17 protein-coding genes and 2 pseudogenes are annotated in these 16,469 nt (G+C 63.3%); 15 read left to right on the plus strand and 4 right to left on the minus strand.

Annotated elements, in window-relative coordinates:
- Positions 1-148: pseudogene (locus EOC93_RS35025) on the plus strand (F0F1 ATP synthase subunit epsilon); the annotation flags it as partial.
- Between the two features lie 329 nt (positions 149-477).
- On the opposite strand, the gene EOC93_RS27135 reads toward EOC93_RS35025, so the two are convergent.
- A complete protein-coding gene (locus EOC93_RS27135; RefSeq protein ID WP_164759291.1) occupies positions 478-2,028 on the minus strand; it encodes a mannitol dehydrogenase family protein in 1,551 nt (516 codons plus the stop codon).
- A 161-nt stretch (positions 2,029-2,189) separates the two neighbouring features.
- On the opposite strand from EOC93_RS27135, the gene uxaC reads away from it, so the two are divergent.
- The 9 genes from uxaC (at position 2,190) to recQ (ending at position 11,603) form a co-directional block, all read left to right on the plus strand.
- Complete coding sequence (gene uxaC / locus EOC93_RS27140) at positions 2,190-3,599, plus strand: glucuronate isomerase (RefSeq protein ID WP_127206165.1); 1,410 nt, start codon at positions 2,190-2,192, stop codon at positions 3,597-3,599.
- 37 nt (positions 3,600-3,636) lie between these two features.
- A complete protein-coding gene (locus tag EOC93_RS27145) occupies positions 3,637-4,614 on the plus strand; it encodes a TRAP transporter substrate-binding protein (RefSeq protein WP_127206166.1) in 978 nt (325 codons plus the stop codon).
- Between the two features lie 103 nt (positions 4,615-4,717).
- On the plus strand, positions 4,718-5,245 hold the full coding sequence (locus EOC93_RS27150) for a TRAP transporter small permease (RefSeq protein WP_091600171.1): 528 nt from the start codon (positions 4,718-4,720) through the stop codon (positions 5,243-5,245).
- Between the two features lie 4 nt (positions 5,246-5,249).
- Positions 5,250-6,530, plus strand: coding sequence for a TRAP transporter large permease (locus EOC93_RS27155; RefSeq protein WP_095487552.1), 1,281 nt, complete (start codon positions 5,250-5,252; stop codon positions 6,528-6,530).
- A gap of 9 nt (positions 6,531-6,539) precedes the next feature.
- Positions 6,540-7,316, plus strand: a complete 777-nt coding sequence (locus tag EOC93_RS27160; RefSeq protein ID WP_095487550.1) for a FadR/GntR family transcriptional regulator — start codon at positions 6,540-6,542, stop codon at positions 7,314-7,316.
- A 27-nt stretch (positions 7,317-7,343) separates the two neighbouring features.
- Entirely contained in the window at positions 7,344-8,201 is an 858-nt protein-coding gene (gene kduI, locus EOC93_RS27165; RefSeq protein WP_095487549.1) for a 5-dehydro-4-deoxy-D-glucuronate isomerase, read from the plus strand.
- A complete protein-coding gene (kduD, locus tag EOC93_RS27170; protein ID WP_095487547.1) occupies positions 8,198-8,965 on the plus strand; it encodes a 2-dehydro-3-deoxy-D-gluconate 5-dehydrogenase KduD in 768 nt (255 codons plus the stop codon). Before kduI ends, kduD begins: the two co-directional genes overlap by 4 nt.
- A 13-nt stretch (positions 8,966-8,978) precedes the next feature.
- Positions 8,979-9,317, plus strand: coding sequence for a cupin domain-containing protein (locus tag EOC93_RS27175; RefSeq protein ID WP_095487715.1), 339 nt, complete (start codon positions 8,979-8,981; stop codon positions 9,315-9,317).
- A gap of 447 nt (positions 9,318-9,764) precedes the next feature.
- Positions 9,765-11,603: a DNA helicase RecQ gene (recQ, locus tag EOC93_RS27180; RefSeq protein WP_095487545.1), complete on the plus strand. Its 1,839-nt coding sequence runs from the start codon at positions 9,765-9,767 to the stop codon at positions 11,601-11,603.
- Between the two features lie 84 nt (positions 11,604-11,687).
- On the opposite strand, the gene EOC93_RS27185 is transcribed toward recQ, so the two are convergent.
- A complete protein-coding gene (locus EOC93_RS27185; RefSeq protein WP_127206167.1) occupies positions 11,688-12,077 on the minus strand; it encodes a hypothetical protein in 390 nt (129 codons plus the stop codon).
- 132 nt (positions 12,078-12,209) lie between these two features.
- Here EOC93_RS27185 and EOC93_RS27190 point away from each other — a divergent pair, with 132 nt between their 5' ends.
- The 4 genes from EOC93_RS27190 (at position 12,210) to EOC93_RS27205 (ending at position 14,472) form a co-directional block, all read left to right on the plus strand.
- A complete protein-coding gene (locus EOC93_RS27190; RefSeq protein WP_245461552.1) occupies positions 12,210-12,569 on the plus strand; it encodes a hypothetical protein in 360 nt (119 codons plus the stop codon).
- Positions 12,570-12,633: 64 nt separating this feature from the next.
- On the plus strand, positions 12,634-13,779 hold the full coding sequence (locus EOC93_RS27195; protein ID WP_095487540.1) for a hypothetical protein: 1,146 nt from the start codon (positions 12,634-12,636) through the stop codon (positions 13,777-13,779).
- 124 nt (positions 13,780-13,903) lie between these two features.
- Positions 13,904-14,128 carry an antitoxin MazE family protein gene (locus tag EOC93_RS27200; protein ID WP_164759292.1) on the plus strand — a complete coding sequence of 75 codons (225 nt, stop codon included), beginning with the start codon at positions 13,904-13,906 and terminating at the stop codon, positions 14,126-14,128.
- The gene (locus EOC93_RS27205) at positions 14,125-14,472 is read left to right on the plus strand and encodes a type II toxin-antitoxin system PemK/MazF family toxin (protein WP_095487536.1); all 348 of its coding nucleotides are present in this window, start codon (positions 14,125-14,127) and stop codon (positions 14,470-14,472) included. Before EOC93_RS27200 ends, EOC93_RS27205 begins: the two co-directional genes overlap by 4 nt.
- A gap of 109 nt (positions 14,473-14,581) precedes the next feature.
- Here EOC93_RS27205 and EOC93_RS27210 read toward each other — a convergent pair whose 3' ends face one another.
- Both EOC93_RS27210 and EOC93_RS27215 read right to left on the minus strand, forming a co-directional pair.
- Positions 14,582-14,905 (minus strand): hypothetical protein, encoded by a 324-nt coding sequence (locus EOC93_RS27210; protein WP_095487534.1) that lies wholly within the window; start codon positions 14,903-14,905, stop codon positions 14,582-14,584.
- 104 nt (positions 14,906-15,009) lie between these two features.
- Positions 15,010-15,933 carry an alpha/beta hydrolase gene (locus tag EOC93_RS27215; protein WP_127206168.1) on the minus strand — a complete coding sequence of 308 codons (924 nt, stop codon included), beginning with the start codon at positions 15,931-15,933 and terminating at the stop codon, positions 15,010-15,012.
- A gap of 182 nt (positions 15,934-16,115) precedes the next feature.
- Here EOC93_RS27215 and EOC93_RS27220 point away from each other — a divergent pair.
- Positions 16,116-16,469 (plus strand): annotated as a pseudogene (locus tag EOC93_RS27220) (hypothetical protein); the annotation flags it as partial.

A 16,469-nucleotide genomic window follows, 5' to 3' on the forward strand; every position in this document is an offset into this window, starting at 1 on the left:
CGGCGACATCACCCGCCCCGACCTTGCCCGCCGCATCCAGGAAGCCAGGGAAGACGCCGCCGACGCCAAGGACGATCAGACCCGTACCAAGGCCGAGCAGTTCCTTAGCCAGCTCACCACACTCGAAGGCGCCATCCTGCCGGCATAGAGGCTGGGCTATCCCTCGCCATTCAGGGCGAAGCGGAGCGTAGGTCCTGGGATTTATGCTACGACATCGGCCAAGAGTAGGACGGCCCAGGATAAAGCTTCCGTCGCGTTCCTTCGCGGCCCCCTCTGTCCTGCCGGACATCTCCCCCACGGGTGGGGAGATCGGCCGTCACTGCGGCTTTCGCAAATCTCCAACATTGCAGAACTGGCGCTGGCATCAGAGCTGCCAATCTCCCCCCTTGTGGGGGAGATGTCCGGCAGGACAGAGGGGGGGGCGCTGTCCCGCCGACCTCCGCAATCCGATCCTAGCCAGCGCTAGGTCCCCTAGGTTCATTCGCTCCGTATGCCGAGTGCGGCGAGGGCGAAGGCCACTCCGCCTTGCCGCAACCGTTCGAGATGGGCGGCCGCCAGGTCGATCAGCGTCAGGCGCTCAGCACCGCCCTTGGCGAAGCCGGCCAGGTCGAACACCGCCGCAACCGCTTCGCCAGCCGATAGCTGCCGAGTGCCGAGTGCGGCCAGGGCCAAGTCGAGCGGATCGGTGAAATGATTTTCCGGCAGGGATTTGCCGCGCGCCTCGCAAGCGGCGATCCAGGCGGCCACCACCAGCATCAGATGCGCGGGCGGGGCACCGGCACTCAGCCGCTCCGTGGCCGAGGCAACGATGCGCTGCGGCAGTTTCTGGCTGCCGTCATTGGCGATCTGCGCCGTCCGGTGGGCAAGCGCGGTGTTCGAATAGCGCTTAGCGAGTTGAGCCGTGTAGTCGGTCGTGTCTAGCCCGGCGTCCTGCGGCAGCGTCGGGATGGCCTCGGCCCATAATCCGTCGACGAATTGACGGATCGCCGGATCGGCAAAGGCGCGGTCGACCGTCTCATATCCGCTGAGCAGGCCGAGATAGGCGATGGCCGAATGCGAGCCGTTGAGCAGCCTGAGCTTCATGTCCTCGAACGGCCCGACATCACCGACCATGGTGACGCCGAACTTTTCCCAGGCCGGCCTGCCCGCCGGGAAATCGTCTTCGACCACCCATTGGCAGAATAGCTCGGTCATCACCGGCCACGCGTCTTCGACGCCGAGCTGGCCTGATATCCGTGTCCGGTCGGCATCGGTGGTCGCCGGCACGATGCGATCGACCATGCTCGACGGAAACGCCACCTCGTCGGCGATATGGCGGGCGAGATCGGCATCGCCTGAAGTGGCGAGCCTGGCATCGCCTGAAGTGGCGAGCCTGGCATCGCCTGAAGTGGCGAGCCTGGTATCGCGTAGCGCGGCGAATTCGACCAGCAGCCTGTGCAGCGTGGCGCCATTGGCCGGGAGATTGTCGCAGCAGAGCACGGTGAATGGCCGGATGCCGGCGGCACGGCGGCGCGAAAGCGATTCGGTCAGGAAACCATGCGCCGTTCGCGGCATTTGCGGGTTCGCCAAGTCGTAGACGATGTCGGGATGGGCTGTGTCCAGTCCGCCACCCGCCGCCCTGAGATAGGCTTTCTCGGTGATCGTCAGCGTGACGATCGAGGTGCGCGGATCGGTCAGCGCGGCCAGCACCGCGCCCGGATCTTCCGGGGCCACCAGCATCGACAGGATCGAGCCGACGACGCGCAGGCTTTCACTGTCGCTGCTTCTGACCGCCAGCGTGTAGACCCCGTCCTGCGGCGCCAGCGCGTCGCGTGTGTCGGCGCTGCGCAGCGAGACGCCGACAATGCCCCAATCCGTCTCTCCCGTCGCCAGGCAGTCGTCGACATAGGCTGCCTGATGAGCGCGGTGGAACGCGCCGACGCCGAGATGGACGATGCCTGGCACGATCTCGTCGCGATCATATCCAGGGATCGCGGCCAGAGCCGGCAATGCCTGCAGCGTGCTGTTGGAAAGGCGTCTGTTGGTCATGGTGCGGCGATCGTCCGGAGGCGTGGCTGGCAGCGGCGTAACATCCGTTTCCATCCTGCACAATGGGTCACCGCCATCAAGTCATCATATAACAACCCGATTTTTGTATGTTGACATTACTTCTTTCCGATCCTACCGATTGCCGTATTGGGAGGATTGATGTGGCCGTGCTGACGCATCCGGATTTGCTGTTTCCATCGGAGACGCGTCCGCTTTCGCTTGCCCGCGATCTTTACGCCGGCGTGAAGAACCTGCCGATCGTCAGCCCGCATGGTCACACCGATCCGCGCTGGTATGCGCTCAACGAGGCGTTTGCCGATCCGGCGCAATTGCTTGTTGTGCCGGACCACTACATCTTCCGCATGCTGTTCAGCCAGGGCGTCCGCCTCGAGGACCTCGGCGTGCCAACGCTCGACGGCTCACCGGTGGAGACCGACGGCAGGACGATCTGGCGGCGCTTCGCCGAGCACTATCATCTGTTCCGCGGCACGCCGACGCGGCTGTGGTTCGACCATGTGCTTGCCCATCTGTTCGGCATCGAAGAGCCGCTGACGGCCGCAACCGCCGACCGCCATTACGACACGATCGCGACCTTGCTGCAGTGGGAGAATTTTCGCCCGCGAGCGCTGTTCGAGCGCTTCAACATTGAGGTCATCGCGACGACCGAAGGCGCGCTCGACGATCTCAAATGGCACCAGATGATCCGCGACAGCGGCTGGGATGGGCGCGTCGTCACCGCCTATCGGCCGGACGCGGTCGTCGATCCCGATTTCGAAGGGTTTTCGGCCAATCTCGACCAGCTCGGAGAAATCACCGGCTGCGACACCGGCACCTGGGCCGGCTATCTCGATGCGCATCGCCAACGGCGTGCCTTCTTCAAAAGTTTCGGCGCGACCGCGTCGGATCACGGCCATCCGACGGCGGAGACCGCCAATCTGTCGGATGCCGCCGCGCAGGAGCTGTTCAACCGCATCCGCCGGGGCTCGGATGACGAGCGCGAGCGAAAACTGTTTCGTGCCCAGATGCTGACCGAGATGGCCAAGATGAGCCGCGACGATGGGCTTGTCTTGCAAATCCATCCCGGCTCCTTTCGCAATCACTCGCCTGCCGTCTTCCAGAAGTTCGGCAGGGACAAGGGTTTCGATATCCCGACCCGAACCGACTATGTGACGGCGCTGAAGCCGCTGCTCGACTGCGTCGGGCTGGAGCGCGACCTTACCATCATCCTCTTCACGCTGGACGAGACCAGCTATGCGCGCGAACTGGCGCCGCTCGCCGGCGTCTACCCGGCGCTGAAACTCGGGCCGGCCTGGTGGTTCCACGACAGCCCGGAGGGCATGCGCCGGTTCCGCGAGATGACGACCGAGACGGCCGGCTTCTACAACACCGTCGGCTTCAACGACGATACCCGCGCTTTTCCATCCATCCCGGCTCGCCACGATGTGGCGCGTCGGGTCGATTGCGCCTTTCTTGCGCGTCTCGTCGCCGAGCACCGACTCCGCGAGGACGAGGCGCACGAGTTGGCGCAGTATCTGGCCTATACGCTCGCGAAAAAGGCGTACCGGCTCTAATGGCGCTTGCCGCCATCGTTCAAACGGGAGGAAACCAATGCTGCATTTTTCTAGACTGGCGGGAGCTACGCTGCTTGCCGCCGCACTGATGGCTGGAACGGCAAGCGCCCAGACGGTTCTGCGCTCGTCCGACACGCATCCGGACGGCTATCCGACGGTCGAGGCGGTCAAATATTTCGGCGAGCTTGTGAAGGAGCGGACGGCCGGCCGCTATACGGTCGAGCTTTATCATTCCGCGCAGCTCGGCGAGGAAAAGGACACGATCGAGCAGGTGCGCTCCGGCGTGATCGACCTCAACCGCGTCTCGATGGCGCCGTTCAACGGGCTTATTCCCGAAACCACCGTGCCTTCGCTGCCCTACATCTTCCGCTCGGAAGACCATATGCACAAGGTCATTGACGGAGCGGTCGGCGACCAGATCGCGGCGGCGTTCGAACAGGTCGGGCTGGTGCTGCTTGCCTTCTATGACGGCGGCGCGCGCTCCTTCTACAATTCGAAGAAGCCGATCAACTCTGTAGCCGATCTGGCCGGCATGAAGTTCCGCGTCATCCAGTCCGACATCTTCGTCGACATGGTGGCGGCACTCGGCGCCAACGCGACGCCGATGCCGTATGGCGAGGTATATTCGGCGATCGAGACCGGGGTCATTGACGGCGCGGAGAACAATTTTCCGAGCTACGATACCGCCAAGCATGCGGAAGTGGCCAAGTTCTATTCGCTCGACGAGCACACGATGGTGCCGGAAGCCTTCGTCATGGCGAAGTCGAGTTGGGACAAGCTGACGCCGGAAGACCAGGCGATCTTCAAGGCGGCCGCCAAGGAAAGCGTCGCCAAGCAGCGTGAGCTGTGGGCCGCCAAGGTCAAGGAATCGCGTGCCAAGGTCGAGGCGGCCGGTTCGCAGATCACGACGCCGGACAAGCAGCCCTTCATCGACGCGATGGGCCCGGTCTACGAGAAGCACGTCAAGGACGACAAGCTGAAGGCCATGGTCGAGGCCATCAAGGCCGCGCAGTGATCAAGCGGCGGCGCGGGCATTCCGCGCCGCCATCCTCTTGCGGAGAGAACCGGTGACCTTCAGCCCAGAACAGAGACCGCCCCTTGCCGGCATCGCGCGCGTGATGTCGCGCGTCAGCACGGCGGCGCTGTGGATCGCCGGCATCGGGCTGGTGCTGATGACCGCCTTCGTCGCCTGGCAGGTGTTCGGCCGCTATGTTCTGAACCGCTCGCCGAGCTGGACCGAGCAGGGCTCGGTGATGCTGATGAGCTGGTTCATTTTCCTCGGCGCCGCCGTCGGCGTGCGCGAGAACTATCACCTCGGCTTCGACGTCCTGCTCTACGTGCTGCCGAAAGGCGGCAAGCGTTGGCTGAGGATGATCTCGGACCTCGTCGCGCTCGCCTTCGGCATCGGCATGATCTGGTATGGCAGCCAGCTGGTCGCCTTGACCTGGGGCGCCACCTTGCCGTCGCTCGGCATATCAGGGGGCTGGGACTACGTCCCGCTTGTCGCGGGAGGCGCGCTCATCGTGCTTTTCACGCTGGAGCGGATCGTGCTTCGCCTCTCCGGTGCGCCGATCGACGATGCGCTCGATGAGCTGCCGCCGGCGGAAGTCGCAGCCGAACTCGACACAGCGAACGTGAAGGTCTGACGCCATGGAACTCTGGATACTCTTCGGCGTCTTCACCGTTCTGATGCTTATCGGCACGCCGATCGCCTTCTGCCTCGGCGTCGCAAGCTTTGCCACCGTCCTCTACATGGGCCTGCCGCCGCTCATCGTGTTCCAGCGCCTGAATTCCGGCATGAGCGTCTTTTCGCTGCTGGCCATTCCGTTTTTCATCTACGCCGGCGACTTGATGGTGCGCGGCGGCATCGCCAGCAAGATCGTCGCCTTCGCCGGCTCGCTCGTCGGCCACATGCGTGGCGGTCTCGGGCAGGTCAACATCGCGACCGCTACACTGTTCGGCGGCATTTCGGGCTCCGCGGTGGCGGAGGCGGCAGCGGTAGGCGGCTTGATGATCCCGCAGATGAAGGCGCGTGGATATGGAGCGGACTACGCCGTCAACGTCACGTCGATGGCGGCGCTGATCGCGCTGCTCCTGCCGCCGTCGCACAACATGATTATCTACTCGATCTCGGCAGGCGGAAAGATCTCGATCGCCGACCTGTTCACGGCCGGCATCATCCCGGGCCTGCTTTTGGCCCTGGCACTGATGGTCACCGCCTATTTCGTGGCGCGCTCCCGCGGCTATCCGACCGAGCCGTTTCCGGGTTTCGCCGCCGTCGCGCATCTCTTCGCCGTCGCGGTGCCCGGCCTGCTGCTGATCGCGATCATCTTCGGCGGCGTGCGATCGGGTATTTTCACGGCCACCGAGAGTTCCTGCATCGCAGTCATCTATGCGTTGCTCGTGACTGTCTTGGTTTACCGGCAGATGACTTGGGAAGGTTTCGTTCATGCCACCCATGGCGCCGTGCGCACCACCGCCATGGTGCTGCTCATCATCGGCATGGCGGCGGCGTTCTCGTGGTTGATGGCCTTCCTGAAAGTGCCGGCGGCGCTCATAGCCTCGATGAACGCGATCTCGGAAGATCCGCTGGTCGTGCTTCTCCTGCTCAACCTCTTGATGCTGTTTCTCGGCACGTTCATGGACATGGGGCCGACGATCATCATCTGCACGCCGATCTTCCTGCCCGTGGCACAGGCCTACGGCGTCGATCCGGTGCATTTCGGCGTCATCATGATCCTCAACTTCGGCATCGGGCTGAACACGCCGCCGGTGGGCGCGGTGCAGTTCGTGGCGTGCGCGGTGGGCAAAATATCCGTCTGGGAAGCGATGCGCTCGATCTGGCCATTCTATGGGGCAGGCCTCGTGGTGCTGGGGCTCGTCACTTACATTCCGGCCATCTCGCTATGGCTGCCGAGCGTCTTCAAATAGGGGTTGGCAATGGCATCGGATACGGCGATCAGCCTGAAGGTCGAACGCAAGCCCAAGCTGTCGGAGACCGTGGTCGCGGCGATCCGCAAGCAGTTGCAGGCGGGCGAGATCCAGCCAAGCCAAAAGCTGCCGACCGAGGGTCAGCTGACCGAAACCTTCGGGGTCAGCCGCACCGTCATCCGCGAAGCGCTGGCCAAGCTCGCTGCCGACGGTCTGGTTGAGCCGCGCCAGGGCGCCGGTGTCTTCGTCACCGAGCATATATCGACGATGTTCGGCGCGCTGGCCGCGGACATGGGCAGCAAGGATTCGATCGCGCTCAACGTGCTCGAAGTGCGCCTGGCGATCGAGATCGAATCCGCCGGGCTCGCCGCTATCCGTCGCAATGCCGCGCAGGAAGCGGCGATCCAGGAGGCGTTCTTCGAGTTCGAGAGGCTGCTCTTGAACAGCGAGCCGACGGGTCCGGCCGACCTTGCCTTCCACCGCGCGATCGCCAGCGCCACCAACAACCCGTTCTATGTCGAGATGCTCGACGTGCTCGGCCGGCGCGCCATTCCTTGCGACGTGACGTCACCGTGGTCCACCGAGCTCGCCCAATCCGACGTCTACCAGCGGGGACTGCAAGGCGAGCATCTGGTGATCCTGAATGCCATTACGACAGGCGATGCCGAGTCCGCGCGCGAAGCCATGCGCGCGCATCTCACCGCTAGCCAGCAGCGCTATCGTGAGCGGCTGCACGCACGTCAAAGTTTTTATGCTGAGTCGGTTAAGGCCGCGGCAACCGAATGACCAATGAGGCAGCCCAATGGGACAGCAATGAATCACACTGACAATCACACGGACTTCACCTCGCGCTTCGCCATCGACCCTGTTACCGCCGCGGCGATGGGGACGGACGAGCTTCGTCACAATTTCCTGATCGAAGGCCTGTTCCAGTTAGGCCGCATCGGCCTGACCTACACGCATTACGACCGCATGATCGTCGGCGGCGCCATGCCCGCGGGCACGCCGCTGCCGCTGGAGGCGATCAAGCCGACCGGGACCAAGAACTTTCTCGATCGCCGCGAAATGATCGCCGTCAACATAGGCGGCGCCGGCATGGTGAAGGCGAGCGGCCAATCCTACGAGCTGCAGCCGCGCGACATGCTGTATCTCGGCATGGGCGCCAATGAGGTGTCGTTCGCCTCAGTCAATCCGGCCGAGCCGGCCAAGTTCTATCTACTCAGCGCGCCGGCGCATCAGAGCCATCCCAGCCAGCTGATCCGCATCGGCGATGCCAAGCGGCTCGACCTCGGCAGCCAGGCGACCTGCAACGAGCGCTCGATCTTCCAGTTCATCCATGCCGGAGGCGTCAAAACCTGCCAGCTCGTCGTCGGCATGACCCAGCTTGCGTCAGGCTCGGTCTGGAACACCATGCCGTGCCATGTGCATGACCGACGCATGGAGGCCTACCTCTATTTCGACCTACCGGAAGCGGCGCGCGTGTTCCATTTCATGGGCGAACCGGACGAGACCCGCCACCTCGTCATGCGCAATGAAGAAGCGGTGCTGTCGCCGGGATGGTCGATCCATTCGGGCGCCGGCACCTCCAACTACGCCTTCATCTGGGCGATGGCCGGCGACAATGTCGACTATACCGATGTCGATCCGGTAGCGATGGAAGAGCTGCGGTGAGCGACCTCTCGGCTTTCAGCCTCGCCGGCAAGCGCATCCTTGTCACCGGCGCCAATACCGGCATCGGTCAAGGCATCGCCCTGTCGATCGCGCGCGCCGGTGGTGCTGTGGTCGGCGTCGGCCGTTCGGCGATGGACGAGACGGCGGAAAAGGTCGCGGCGGTGGGCGGACGCTTCGAGGCGGAACGCTGCGATCTTGCCGATCATGCCGCCGCCCAGGCGATGCTCGATCGCGTCTGGGACGAAACCGGGCCGCTCGATGGGCTGGTCAACAATGCCGGCATCATTCGGCGCGCCGACGCCGTCGATCTGACGGAAGCCGATTGGGACGACGTCACGGACGTCAATCTGAAGACGGTCTTTTTTCTCGGCCAGAGCTTTGCCCGGCGCGTGCTTGCCGATCCGGGGCGGCGCGGCAAGATCGTCAACATCGCGTCGATGCTCAGCTTTCAGGGCGGCATCCGCGTCGCCTCCTATACCGCCTCGAAACACGGCGTGCTCGGCATCACCCGATTGCTCGCCTGCGAATGGGCGTCGAAAGGCATCAACGTCAACGGCATTGCGCCCGGCTATATCGAAACCAACAACACCGAGGCGCTGCGTGCCGATCCAGACCGCAGCGCCGCCATTCTGGCGCGCATTCCGGCCGGGCGCTGGGGCGGTCCGGAAGACATCGGCGACGCGGCTGTCTTCCTGCTGGCGCCGGCGTCCAACTATATGCATGGCGCGGTGGTGCCGGTGGACGGCGGCTGGCTGGCGCGATGAGGAGGATTTGGCGATGACCGGAACGAAGATCTTCTCGCACGCCGGCGAGGGCGCATGGACGCCGACGCCGGACGGCAATCGCAGGCGTGTGCTGCTGCACACGGACGAACTGATGATGGTCGAGTTCGGGTTCGACAAGGACGGTGTCGGCGCGCTGCATTCGCACCCGCATGTCCAGGCGAGCTACGTCGCCGAAGGCCGCTTCGAGGTCACCATCGACGGCAGGACCGAGATCCTGGAGACGGGAAGCAGCTTCATTGTCCCTTCCAACCTGGTTCATGGCGTCAGGGCGCTCGAGGCCGGGCGCCTGGTCGACAGCTTTACGCCGCACCGCGCCGATTTTATCGACTGAAGCCGCGCGAAGGCAGGTCATCGCGGCGTGTGTCCGGCCGAGGGGGCAGGCGCTTCCAGCATACCCCGCAAACGAAAAGCCCGCGCCTCCGGAGAGACGCGGGCGTGTTGCCTGGGCGCTTGTGGCGCCGCGGTACTCAAAACATCACCGCAGAACCTGAACCTGCCGAATTATGATGAAGATAGGATTAACCGGCCAGAGCCAACGCGATATTCACAGCCAAAGCGAATAGGGGCTGGAATCACGATCCCATATCCGCCAATGAGGGAGATATTCTTTCAGTTGGCGCCGACGGAGACAGGGCTTGAAGGGGGATCAAGTGTTCGAAACCGCGGTCAAGGCAGTCACCTGGAGATTCGTCGGGGAGCTTCGGCAGGTCACGTCGCCGCTGCTCCTGACCGTTCCCACCTTGCCTTTTCAGGCGGCGCCGATTGTAGAAATTCCCTGATGCAGGTATCGACGGCGAGCGTCCCGGCGGAGGATCCCAAGCGGCGCGTCCTGAAGGACGTGTTCGGCTTCGACGATTTTCGTCCCGGCCAGGACGCTGTGACGGAGGCGCTGCTGGCCGGGCGTCATGTGCTGGCTGTGATGCCGACCGGCGCTGGCAAATCGCTCTGCTACCAGGTCCCGGCGCTGGTCCTGGGCGGGCTCACCATTGTCGTTTCGCCCCTGGTGGCGCTGATGCAGGACCAGGTCGCCGCATTGCGTCTTGCCGGCGTGGCCGCCGATACGATCAATTCCTCGCTTGACCGCGATGCCAATGTCGCCGCATGGCGCCGCGTTGCGGCGGGCCAGACGCGCCTGCTCTATCTTGCGCCGGAACGGCTCATGACCGCGCGGATGCTCGAGGCGCTCGCCAGGCTCGATATCCGGCTGATCGCCGTCGACGAGGCGCATTGCATCTCCCAGTGGGGCCCGGCGTTCCGGCGCGAATATGAAGAGTTGTCGCGGCTGCGCGACATTTTCCCTGGCGTGCCGATCATTGCGCTGACGGCGACGGCGGACGAGGCGACGCGCACCGACATCGCCGCGCAGCTGTTCGCCGGGCGTGTCGAAAGCCTGGTGCTGGGGTTCGACCGGCCGAACATCAAGCTTGGCATCGAGGCCAAGCAGGACAGCAAGCGCCAATTGCTGAGCTTCGTAGAGCGTCATGCCGGCCGCAGCGGGATCGTCTATTGCCTGTCGCGCAAGAAGACCGAGGAGATGGCGGCGTTCCTCGAGAAGAACGGCGTGCGTGCCCTGGCCTATCATGCCGGCATGAGCAAGGACGCGCGTGAAGCAAATCAAAACGCTTTCATGACCTTGTCCGGCGTCGTGATGGTGGCGACCATCGCCTTCGGCATGGGCATCGACAAGCCTGACGTCGCCTATGTCTTCCATACCGATCTGCCGGGCAGCCTCGAAGCCTATTATCAGGAAATTGGGCGCGCGGGCCGCGACGGGCGGGCTGCCGAGGCACATATGCTCTTCGGTCTCGGCGATATCCGCATGCGCCGGCTTTTCATCGAAGACGAGGATGCGCCGGCGGAGCATAAAAGACGCGCGCATGGCCGCCTCGACACGCTGATCGGTTATTGCGAGACGGCGCAGTGTCGCCGCCAGATCCTGCTTGGCTACTTCGGCGAAACAGCAGTGCCTTGCGGCAATTGCGACAATTGCCTTGACCAGACGCCGCATGCGGATGGCGAGGCGGAGGCACGGATCATCCTCGCGGCCATCGCCCAGACCGGCGAGCGCTTTGGTGCTGCCCATGTCGCCGATGTTTTGATCGGCCACGAAACCGAGAAGGTCCTGGCCAGGAACCACCACAGGCTTGCCAGCTTCGGGACCGGTGTGGCGCACAAGAAGGATGTGTGGCTGTCGCTGGTCCGCCAGCTTGTCGCGGGAGGGTTTCTGACATTGGACTCAGGCGGCCATGGCGGCCTCGCCATCGCCGAAAAGGGCCGTGAGCTGGCCCGTGGCGATGTCCCGTTCCGGTATCGCGTAGAGGTGCGGAGCCGCGCTCTGCGTGGCAAGACACGTCCCGATGCTGCCGCGGGCACGGAAGGGCTGGATTCCGCGCTGTTGGCCACGCTCAAGGCGGTGCGGCTGCGTCTTGCCCGGGAGCGCCAGGTGCCGGCCTTCGTGATCTTCTCCGATCGCACACTGATCGACATGGCCGAACGCTGCCCGCGCGACCTCGACGCCTTCGCCGCAGTCAACGGTGTCGGCGCCGCGAAGCTTAGGGAATTCGGTCAGATTTTTCTGAGCGCGATCGCCGCGCACCAATCCGGGGCATCGGGCTGAGGTTATCCATTACGCTGACGATGGACCGCGCGGGATGAAGAGTCCTGCATCGGCGCCATAGCCCACGAAACCACCTGTCGGGCATCAGTTCCTACCGAGCCCGCCTGTCCAACGATCTCGCCCTGCCCAGTACGGGCAGTTCGGGCAAGTGCCGCCTTCCGGGTACTCGATTCCTTCCTCGTGCGGACAGCCGAGAATTCCGTCCACCATCGCTACGGAATGCACCCCATGCCCGCGCAAGAGCGCGGCGATCTCGGCGAAGACCGTATCGTTCCTCCGTACGTCGCTGGTTTCGTCAAACCAGCGACGCAGGATCGTCGCCTCGGATTGAGGGGCGGGGACGATACCCACCGCCACCTTCGTGGCGCGGAGGCCATCGGGGCCATAGAAGGCGATGGTGCCGACCGGATAACTGCGCACGCCCAGCTTGGCCTTCTTGGCGATCCATTTCCTTGCCCGCTGGTCCGGTTTCATGGTTGCTGCTCTCGCGTGAATCGGCAGAATATCGCTACCCGCGTATGAGATAAATCAGCAACGCAAGGGTGGATCAAGGCCGTGGCCAAGAGGAAACAATGGGTCATCGCGCCGCGTGCCGGAAGGCTGGCCGTGGCCGACGAGCGGGAAAAACAAGCGATCGTAGCGACCTGCGAGACGTTCATCCGTGACGTCCTGAAACCTCGGTTCCTGCCCGAGATCCGACCGACCGAATGGAATTACGTGATTGATATCCGCGGCTCCTGGGCAGCTGGTCGATACCGCTTCATCCAGCGCTACCGGTCGGGCATGGAACACAATCGCGGCGAGGAGTTCGACGCGGCTTTCGCCAGAATCGATCGCGTGGGGCCAGATCAATTCGATATCTACTGGATGCGGCACACGGGCAAATGGTGGCGGCTTTACGCCGGCAAGACGCTCATCGAGGCGCTTCGCATTCTCGAAACGGACGGTATTCTGCATCCGGTCTGAATCACTATCGCCGGCCTGCTGGCGGTGTCGGCGTCGGCCATTACAGAACCAAGCGAACGCGGTCATGAGCGAATACCAATATTACGAGTTTCGGACGGTCGACCGTCCGCTCAGCGAAGCGGATCGCCGGGTCTTGCGCGATTTGTCGACACGAGCGCGGATCACCGCCACGAGCTTCACGAATTCCTATGAGTGGGGCGACTTCAAAGGCGACCCGGTCGAGTTGATGGAGCGCTGGTTCGATCTCCATCTCTATCTGGCCAATTGGGGCACGTACCGCCTGATGGTTCGTCTGCCGAAGCGGCTGGTCGATCGGCGGCGTCTCGACGGATTTCTCCACTCGGTCGATTGCGTCGATGTCACGACATCGGGTGAAAATCTGATCGTCGACATCCTGTGCGAGGAACTGGAGCCCGAGGACTATTGGGACGACGAATCGGACTGGCTCGAGGCGCTCGCGCCGCTGCGTGCGGATGTGCTTGGCGGCGACCTGAGGCTTTTCTATCTGGTGTGGCTGATGGCGGTCGAGGCCGGTTCTATCGAGCCGGACGAGGCGGAACCGTTGCCGGGGATCGGCCCGATGACTGGCGCGCTCGACGCTTTCGCGCGGTTCTTCCGTCTCGATGCCGATCTCGTCGAGGCGGCAGCCGAACGTCCCGCCGGCACGACGGCGGAGGACCCATTGTCATCGGATGTCATCCGTCGTTCCCTTGCCGATTTGCCTGATCGTGAAAAAACGATGCTGCTTGCTCGACTGGCCGAGGGCGATTCGCATGTGGCGAGTGAGCTTCGGCCGCTCGTTCGGGATCGCCAGGCGTTGCAGACCTCGGCGGCTCGACCCGCCGTCGCTCCGCGCTCGGCTGGCGAATTGCGCGCCCATGCCGATGCGATCCGTGAGGCTCGCGAGCGCGAGCAAAGCGAGCGGCGGGAGGCCGAAAGGAAACGGCGGGAGGCGGAAGAGTTACGCGCCCGCCGCGCCCGGCTCGATGCGATCATGCAGCGCGGCGAAACCGTGTGGCGCGAGGTGGAGACCGAAATCGAGCGCCGCAACGCTTCCGGCTACGATACGGCCGCCGGTCTTCTGCTCGACCTCAAGGCGATTGCCGAGGAGCGGGGGACGATTGGCGACTTCGCCCGCCGGTTGCAGGCGATCCGCGAACGGCATATCCGCAAGGGGCGCTTCATCGAACGGCTGAAGCCAATAGGATAACATGGCTCGCAATAGTAGCGAGTCACAGCCGTTGTCGTAGCCCCGTTGTGGGCTTTCCGATGAGGACTGGTCAAAGCTCGCCCTCCGCAATAGGTTACATGTAACCATTAGCGGGAGAATCGTCATGGCCTCGGCATCGAAGCCTAAGTCCTCAGGCATGAAGGTGCGGGAACATCGTGAACGTCTGCGCCGGCAGGGTCTGCGCCCGATACAGATATGGGTGCCGGACGTGCGTGCGCCGGCCTTCCGTTCGGAAGCGCATCGTCAGTCGCTGGCCGTCGCGGCAAGCGCCCATGCAAGCGAGGATCAGGCGTTCATCGACGCGATATCGGATTGGGGTGATGAATGAAGCGTGGCGATATCTGGACGGTCGCCGGCGGCAAGGATTTCGCCGGCAAACCTCGTCCTATCGTCATCATCCAAGATGACAGTTTCGATGCGACGGATTCGATTACCATCTGTGGCTTGACGACCGACGAGACGGACGCGCCATTGTTCCGTTTAGCCGTCGAACCGAACGAGCGCAACGGGCTGCTCGCCGTCTGCCGACTGATGGTGGACAAGATCACCACGGTCCCGAAATCCAAGATCGGCGCAAATATCGGGCGATTGGACGACGCGGACATCCTGCGCCTCAATCAGGCCGTTATCGTTTTCCTCGGCTTGGCCGTGTCGCCGAGACTGAAGCCGTGACGGTGAGGATGACCGAATTCATGAAGCCGTCGAGCCTCGGCTCCAATGCCACGTCCTGCGACGTTGACCTTCTGCCTTCGGCTTGCAGGCTCTCACTCCGGCGCCGCAATCAGCATTTGCTTCGTCTCACCGCTGCGATCGCAGCCTCCTGCTGCCGCAAGCGCTCGATTTTCGCGCTCTGGCGGGCAGTGATGGTAGAGGCGACACGCCGTCCTCCCCATAGCCAACTCGGAATGTTGGTTTGAGCGACTTTGCCCCGAGTGATCGCAGTCGCCGACATCTCCTTGGCGACTTCGCCCATGGCCACATTGAGTTCGACGCAGCTCATCTTGTCGTATTTCGCGGCATCAAAGGATGCGCGGAAGGGTGATGCGCAACCTCCGAGAAATACGAAGCTGCATATCAGGGGCGCGGCTTTAGTGATCGCCTTCATTTTTTATCAAGCAGGTTTGACGCCGAACGGGCGAATATCAGAGGGTTCTCGGTCTCGGGCCGCGGAGCGTTCCCGAGGTTTTGCGTAACGGAAGCATGTGACCTCTACAATACTCTGTTCGACGCGTCATTCCCCCTATTATCCTCGAAGAATTTCGAGAGAGCCGCTGCGGTCTGGTGAGGATGCTCTTCTGGAAAGAAGTGCCCGCCTTGGACAGGGCTTCCTTCAACGCTGTCGGCCCATTTTCTCCAAATAGCCAGCGATCCGCCTTCCTCGACATACCAGTTCTCCAGGCCGCCTTCGCTACTCCACAGTGCCATGAGCGGACACTCGATGCTGCGGCCGTTTGCCTGGTCCGCCGCGTCAAGTTCACGATCGATCGTGGCAGCGGCCCGATACTCTTCGCATATCGCATGAACATGAACGGCATCGCGAAGCGCATCGACATAGGCGTCCCTGACCTCCGCAGAGAACATTTCTGCCGGCGACCCCCACTGCACAATCGCATTGTCGACGATGGCATCGGGCGCCGCGCCTATCAGTCGCTCCGGCAGAGGCTCCGGTTGCGCAAGAAGGCTCCAGGGCCAGAAGCTCAGAGCCAGCCTGGCGTCCGCCCTATCCCACGCGGCGGCGGTGGGGATGACGTCGAGGACGGCGACTTTGGAGATTTTGCCGGGATGGTCGAGCGCCAGGCGATAGGCGACCCGCCCGCCGCGATCATGTCCGGCAACCATGAACTGCTCAAACCCCAGCCGCTTCATGACTTGAACCATGTCGCCGGCCATGGCGCGTTTGGCGTATGGACTATGATCGGCAGAGGAAATCGGACACCCGCTTTGCCCGTAGCCTCGAAGATCGGCGGCGATCACCGTAAAGCGGGGCGCCAATGCTGTGGCGATATCTCTCCACATCAGATGTGTCTCGGGAAAACCATGAAGAAGCAGCAGCGGCGGACCCGTTCCGCCGACCCTTGCGAAAATGGTCGTCTCGTCCAGTTGCAAGCTGGTGGCGCTGAAACCTGCAAACATGTTCGTCTCCCTCGGCGTGCCCTCAGGCAACAACGCACAATTTAGCAGAAGGATCACGTCAGCTGCCGTGCCTGGTGGAGGGGCGGTAACGGAATTCTCCTCAATGGCTGGTGCGGGTCACTGATATTTCGATCGGCGCACCCCATATGAGCGGCAAGAGTGTCGCTTAAGGGTTTGCTATGATGATTTCGCGTTCGAGCCGGTTTGCAGTTTTGTTTGCAGGACTGTTCCTGGCACTTTCCATGGTCACGGCCGATTACGCCGAGGCGCGCCGTGGCGGCAGCTTCGGCAGCCGCGGCACGCGCACTTTCCAGTCGGTCCCGCCGACCAGGACGGCGCCACATCCGGCCGCGCCGGTCGAGCGCTCGATGACGCCCGCGACGAACAATGCGGCCCGCCAGACGCCGGCATCCCAACGACCAGGGATCTTCAGCGGCCTCGGCGGTTCGATGATGCGTGGCCTGCTGCTCGGCGGTCTGATCGGACTTCTTTTGGGTCAAGGGGTCGGCGGCTTGGCTGGCATGCTGGGCCTGCTG

The organism is Mesorhizobium sp. M6A.T.Ce.TU.002.03.1.1, from assembly GCF_003997275.1.
Taxonomy (GTDB): Bacteria; Pseudomonadota; Alphaproteobacteria; order Rhizobiales; family Rhizobiaceae; genus Mesorhizobium; species Mesorhizobium mediterraneum.

What these genes read in the sequence shown, in the direction of transcription:
- EOC93_RS27135 (WP_164759291.1), bottom strand. Translation starts at nt 2,028, where the DNA reads ATGACCAACAGACGCCTTTCCAACAGCACGCTGCAGGCATTGCCGGCT.
- EOC93_RS27145 (WP_127206166.1), top strand. Translation starts at nt 3,637, where the DNA reads ATGCTGCATTTTTCTAGACTGGCGGGAGCTACGCTGCTTGCCGCCGCA.
- recQ (WP_095487545.1), top strand. Translation starts at nt 9,765, where the DNA reads ATGCAGGTATCGACGGCGAGCGTCCCGGCGGAGGATCCCAAGCGGCGC.
- EOC93_RS27195 (WP_095487540.1), top strand. Translation starts at nt 12,634, where the DNA reads ATGAGCGAATACCAATATTACGAGTTTCGGACGGTCGACCGTCCGCTC.
- EOC93_RS27160 (WP_095487550.1), top strand. Translation starts at nt 6,540, where the DNA reads ATGGCATCGGATACGGCGATCAGCCTGAAGGTCGAACGCAAGCCCAAG.
- EOC93_RS27155 (WP_095487552.1), top strand. Translation starts at nt 5,250, where the DNA reads ATGGAACTCTGGATACTCTTCGGCGTCTTCACCGTTCTGATGCTTATC.
- EOC93_RS27210 (WP_095487534.1), bottom strand. Translation starts at nt 14,905, where the DNA reads ATGAAGGCGATCACTAAAGCCGCGCCCCTGATATGCAGCTTCGTATTT.
- EOC93_RS27200 (WP_164759292.1), top strand. Translation starts at nt 13,904, where the DNA reads ATGGCCTCGGCATCGAAGCCTAAGTCCTCAGGCATGAAGGTGCGGGAA.
- EOC93_RS27185 (WP_127206167.1), bottom strand. Translation starts at nt 12,077, where the DNA reads ATGAAACCGGACCAGCGGGCAAGGAAATGGATCGCCAAGAAGGCCAAG.
- EOC93_RS27150 (WP_091600171.1), top strand. Translation starts at nt 4,718, where the DNA reads ATGTCGCGCGTCAGCACGGCGGCGCTGTGGATCGCCGGCATCGGGCTG.
- EOC93_RS27175 (WP_095487715.1), top strand. Translation starts at nt 8,979, where the DNA reads ATGACCGGAACGAAGATCTTCTCGCACGCCGGCGAGGGCGCATGGACG.
- EOC93_RS27215 (WP_127206168.1), bottom strand. Translation starts at nt 15,933, where the DNA reads ATGTTTGCAGGTTTCAGCGCCACCAGCTTGCAACTGGACGAGACGACC.
- kduI (WP_095487549.1), top strand. Translation starts at nt 7,344, where the DNA reads ATGAATCACACTGACAATCACACGGACTTCACCTCGCGCTTCGCCATC.
- EOC93_RS27205 (WP_095487536.1), top strand. Translation starts at nt 14,125, where the DNA reads ATGAAGCGTGGCGATATCTGGACGGTCGCCGGCGGCAAGGATTTCGCC.